The sequence below is a fragment of the Modestobacter sp. KNN46-3 genome (assembly GCF_011039295.1).
Map to the genome: position 1 here is coordinate 1 of NZ_JAAKGN010000237.1, position 5,214 is coordinate 5,214.

A 5,214-nucleotide genomic window follows, 5' to 3' on the forward strand; every position below is an offset into this window, starting at 1 on the left:
CCGCGCAGCGGGGCCGGGGTCAGGAACGGGGCGTCGGTCTCGACCAGCAGCTGGTCCAGCGGGGTGAGCGCCGCCGCCTCGCGCAGGGCGCCGGCGCTGGAGAAGGTGACCGTGCCGGCGAAGGACAGCACGTGGCCGCGCTCGAGGCAGGCCCGGGCGAACCCGGCGTCCCCGGAGAAGCAGTGGAAGACGGTGTGCTCGGGCGCACCCTCGTCGTCCAGCACCCGGAGCACCTCGTCGTGGGCGTCGCGGTCGTGGATGACCAGGGCGATCCCGTGCCGCTTGGCGATGTCGATGTGCGCCCGGAAGGAGGCCTCCTGGGCGGCCCAGCCCTCGGGGCCGGTGCGGTAGCGGTCCAGGCCGGTCTCCCCCACCGCCCGCACCTGGGGCAGCGCGGCGAGCCGGTCGATCTCGGCCAGCGCCGTCTCGGTCGCCGCCCCGGCCCCTGCCTCGTTGGGGTGCAGCGCCACCGCCGCCAGCACGTTCGGGTGCCGGGCCGCGAGCGCGGCCGACCAGCGCGACGACCCGACGTCCACCCCGACCTGCACCAGCCGCGGGACGCCGACGGCCACGGCGGCCGCGATCGCCTCGTCGACCTCCGCGTCGGTGGGCTCCCGGTCCTCGCCGCCCACGGCGATGTCGAAGTGCGTGTGGCTGTCGACCGCCGGGGACGGCAGCGGCTCCGGGGACGGCGGCGGCTCACCCCGCCGGTTCGCCCGCGAGGACGCCGACCGGCTCACCCCCGGCCTCCCTCTGGGGCCAAGATCGCGATTCTGGCCCCAGCCGACCGGCTCACGCCGCCACCGGGATGGCCATTGTGGTGGTCCGGGAGGTCACGCCTCGCCGTCCGACCCGCTCTGGCCGCCCTCCTCCAGGCGACGCAGCTCCTCCTCCACGATCGAGGAGTCGAGCTTGGTGAACACCGGCTTCGGCGGGGCGAGCGGGGTGCCCGGCGGCGGCAGCGGCGTGGACGCCCAGACGGCCTGCCCCTGGTCGTAGGGCCCGGTGATGATCGGGTACGGCGAGCCGTCGTCCAGGTCCTCGGTCTCGACCACCTGCGGGGCGACCGACCACACGCCGGTGCCGCCCAGCAGCTCGTGCACCTGCTGCGAGGAGTGCGGCAGGAACGGCGTCAGCAGGGCGTTGCAGTCCTTGATCGCCTGCAGCGCGGTGTGCAGCACGGTGTCCCGGCGGGCCGGGTCCTCCTTGAGCTTCCACGGCGCCTGGTCCGACAGGTACTTGTTCGCCTCACCGACGACCCGCATCGCCTCGGTCGCCGCCGCCTTCTGCCGGTTGCGCGACAGCAGCTCACCGATCGGGGCGAAGGCCCCGGAGGTGGTGGCCAGCAGCGCCCGGTCGGCGTCGGTCAGCTCACCCGGGGTCGGGACGGCGCCCACGTTCTTGGCGGCCATCGACACCGAGCGGTTGACCAGGTTGCCCCACCCGGCGACCAGCTCGTCGTTGTTGCGACGCAGGAACTCCGCCCAGGTGAAGTCGGTGTCCTGGTTCTCCGGGCCGGCCACGGCGATGAAGTAGCGCAGCGCGTCGGCGTCGTAGCGGGCGAGGAAGTCGCGGACGTAGATGACCACGTTGCGCGAGGAGGAGAACTTCCGCCCCTCCATGGTCAGGAACTCGCTGGAGACCACCTCGGTGGGCAGGTTGAGCCGGCCGTAGGAGCCCGGCGTCCCGCCCTTGTCGCCCGCCCCGTTGTAGCCGAGCAGCTGGGCCGGCCAGATCTCGGAGTGGAAGACGATGTTGTCCTTGCCCATGAAGTAGTAGGCGTCGGAGTCCGGCGCCTGCCACCACTGCCGCCAGGCCTCCGGGTCACCGGACCGGCGGGCCCACTCGATGGACGCCGACAGGTAGCCCACCACGGCGTCGAACCAGACGTAGATGCGCTTGTCCGGCCGGTCCCGCCAGCCGTCCAGCGGCACCGGCACGCCCCAGTCGATGTCCCGGGTGTAGCTGCGCGGCTTGAGGTCCTCGAGCAGGTTGACGCTGAAGTTCAGGACGTTGGGGCGCCAGTTCCCCCGGGTGCCCAGCCAGTCGCCCAGCGCCCGGGTGAACGCCGGCAGGTCCAGGAAGTAGTGCTCCTCCTCGACGAACTTCGGCGTCTCGCCGTTGATCCGGCTGACCGGGTTCACCAGGTCGATCGGGTCCAGCTGGTTGCCGCAGTTGTCGCACTGGTCGCCGCGGGCGCCGTCGTAGCCGCAGATCGGGCAGGTGCCCTCGATGTAGCGGTCGGGCAGCGTGCGGCCGGTCGACGGGCTGATCGCGCCCAGCGTGGTCTGCGGGAAGACGTAGCCGTTCTTCAGCAGCCCGAGGAAGATCTCCTGGCTCACCGCGCGGTGGTTGGCCGTCGTCGTCCGGGTGAAGAGGTCGTAGCTGAGCCCGAGGCTGGCCAGGTCGTCGACGATGACCCGGTTGTTCCGGTCGGCGATCTGCCGCGGGGTGATGCCCTCCGCGTCCGCGGCGACCGTGATCGGCGTCCCGTGCTCGTCGGTGCCGCTCACCATCAGCACCTGGTCGCCGGACATCCGGTGGAACCGGCTGAAGACGTCGGAGGGGACGCCGAACCCGGAGACGTGCCCGATGTGCCGCGGGCCGTTGGCGTAGGGCCAGGCGACGGCGGTGAGGATGTGCCGATCTGTCACGGCCTGAGGGTAGTGACCGGCGTCGACCGGGTTGACCGGCGCGTCCTCAGGGGGCGTCGGTGACCGCGACCGTGCTGGGTGTGGGGACGTCGCCGGCGGGGACGCCCACCAGCGCGACAGCGGCCAGCGCCAGCCCGATGCCGGCCACGGTGACGCCCCGCAGCACGCGGTGCTCGACCACGGGTGCTCGGCGGGCCGGCCGGGGGCGCCCTCCGGCGGCGACCCAGGCGAGCGCGGACGGCGCGCTGGCCAGCAGCAGCTTCCCGGTGGGGACGGCGAGGCCCAGCAGCGCCAGCGCGGGCACCGGCAGGCCGCCGATCGGCCCGATCGCCACCAGCAGGACCCCGTTGGCACCGACCAGCCCCACCGCGCAGAGCACGACCAGCAGGGCGATCTCCCCGACGGCGACGGCGACCAGCAGCTGCCGGCCGGCTCCGTCGACGAGGCCGGCGCCACCGCCGGCGCACAGCACGACCCACGCGGCGAGCAGCAGCAGGGTGACGGCGACGAGCCAGCCGGAGGGGCGCACCCCGGAACCGAAGACGCCCTCCAGGCTGGTCAGCCCGAAGGCGAGCAGCGCCAGGGCCTCCAGCACGGAGAGCCCACCGGCGGCCGCGACGGTCGCCGGCAGCCGCACCGGGCGCGCGGTCGCCGGGGCGACGGCGAGGGTGGCGCGGGGGGCGTCGAGGACGGCGCTGGGCACGGAGGTCTCCTGACCGCGGAACGGGTGTCCCGGATCAGGTCGGGCGTTCCGGCGCCCGACCGCAGCGCCACCGGCGCACGTCTCACCCGCCGGGGTGAGACCCGCGGGTGGGGGGCCGGGGATGCTGGACCCCGACAGACCCGAGGGAGGACCGGTGACCGACACCGACCGCACGACCAGCAGGCGCACCCCCGGGACGCCGGCCGAGCTCCCGCAGACGCTGCGCCCACGCCCGGCAGGCGCGCCCCGGGAGAAGCAGCCCGAGCGGGACACCGACGACCCGGTCGTCGACTGCGCCGTCTACGTGCAGGGCGAACGGCTGGACGTCGCGCCGTCCGAGGCGCTGCAGGTGGCCCGCGACCGGGGCGGGTTCGTCTGGCTGGGGCTCTACGAGCCCTCCGAGGCCGAGCTCACCGCGATCGGGGAGCACTACGGACTCCACCCGCTCGCCGTCGAGGACGCCGTCTACGCCCACCAGCGGCCCAAGCTGGAGCGCTACGACGAGGCGATGTTCATGGTGCTCAAGACGGCCAGCTACGTCGAGCACGACCAGCTGACCGCCAGCAGCGAGGTGCTGATCACCGGGGAGATCATGGTCTTCATCGGCCGCGATCACGTGATCACCGTCCGGCACGGCACGCACGGGGAACTGGGGCAGCTGCGCACCCAGCTGGAGGGGCAGCCGGACCTGCTGTGCAACGGGCCCTCCGCCGTCCTCTACGCGATCGCCGACCACGTCGTCGACGACTTCCTGGAGGTCGCCGGCGAGGTGGAGCAGGACGTCGAGGAGGTGGAGACCTCGGTGTTCAGCCCGAGCCGCACCGACGACAGCGGCCGCATCTACCAGCTCAAGCGGGAGCTGATGCAGCTGCGCCGGGCGGTGCTGCCGCTGGAGCTGCCCCTGGCCACGCTGGTCGACCGGCCGAACGAGCTGGTGCCCGAGGCGATGCGGTCCTACTTCCGGGACGTCCAGGACCACGCGCTACGGGTGCGTGACCAGGTGACCGGCCTGGACGAGCTGCTGACCTCGATCCTGCAGGCGTCGCTGGCCCGCACCTCGCTGGCCGACAACGAGGACATGCGGAAGATCTCGGCATGGGCCGGCATCATCGCCGTCCCGACCGCGATCGCCGGGGTGTACGGGATGAACTTCGAGTACATGCCCGAGCTGGACGAGCCGTGGGCGTACCCCGCCGCGCTGCTCCTGATGGTGGCCGCCTGCGTCTCCCTGCACCGCGGCTTCAAGCGCACCGGCTGGCTCTAGCCCGGCTCGCCGTTGTGCGCTCGTCGTCGGTTCGGGCCCGCCCGGCCGACGGTGAGTGCACAACGGCGGAGCCTGTGGACGACGGCCGCGGCGTGTGGGGCCGGGACGGGAGGGTGCGGATGTGCTCGCCGTGCCCGACGACCTCCGCCACACGCCGTTCCGTGGGTCCGACGCCGTCCGGGACGGCGCGCTGACGGCGGCCCAGCTGCGCAGGCACTGCTGGAGACGACTGTTCCCCGACGTCTACGTGCACCGCGAGGTCCCGGTCACGCACGAGCTGCGGGCGATGGCCGCGGGGCGTCTGCTGCTGCCGGACGACGTGATCACCGGGGTGAGCGCGGCCGCGCTGTGGGGGGTCCCCCTCGCCTCGGCGGACGACGACGTGGAGGCCACCCGCTGGCCGGGCGGTCATCCCGTGCGGGTCCCCGGACTACGGGTCCGGCGCGCGGACCTGGAGGCACGCACCGTTGTCCGGCACCGGGGCGTGCACCTGACGACACCCGAGGCGACCGCGGTGCGGCTGGCCTCGGCGTTGCCCCTGGTCGAGGCCGTGGCCGCCGTCGATCAGCTGGTGGTGCTCGCCGGCGCCGACC

At 73.6% G+C, this 5,214-nt stretch carries 4 protein-coding genes and 1 pseudogene; 2 read left to right on the forward strand and 3 right to left on the reverse strand.

The window, feature by feature from the left end; genetic code table 11:
- From G5C62_RS25465 to G5C62_RS25475, 3 genes are all read right to left on the reverse strand, one after another.
- Positions 1-740, reverse strand: a 740-nt coding sequence (locus tag G5C62_RS25465; RefSeq protein ID WP_164703207.1) for a TatD family hydrolase, incomplete at its 3' end; no start/stop codon positions are given.
- A 93-nt stretch (positions 741-833) separates the two neighbouring features.
- Positions 834-2,654: a methionine--tRNA ligase gene (gene metG / locus G5C62_RS25470; RefSeq protein ID WP_036341005.1), complete on the reverse strand. Its 1,821-nt coding sequence runs from the start codon at positions 2,652-2,654 to the stop codon at positions 834-836.
- A gap of 46 nt (positions 2,655-2,700) precedes the next feature.
- Complete coding sequence (locus G5C62_RS25475) at positions 2,701-3,357, reverse strand: hypothetical protein (protein ID WP_164703208.1); 657 nt, start codon at positions 3,355-3,357, stop codon at positions 2,701-2,703.
- A 154-nt stretch (positions 3,358-3,511) separates the two neighbouring features.
- Here G5C62_RS25475 and G5C62_RS25480 point away from each other — a divergent pair, with 154 nt between their 5' ends.
- Together G5C62_RS25480 and G5C62_RS25485 are read left to right on the forward strand one after the other, a co-directional pair.
- Entirely contained in the window at positions 3,512-4,621 is a 1,110-nt protein-coding gene (locus G5C62_RS25480) for a magnesium and cobalt transport protein CorA (RefSeq protein WP_241176132.1), read from the forward strand.
- Positions 4,622-4,751: 130 nt separating this feature from the next.
- Positions 4,752-5,214: pseudogene (locus G5C62_RS25485) on the forward strand (hypothetical protein); the annotation flags it as partial.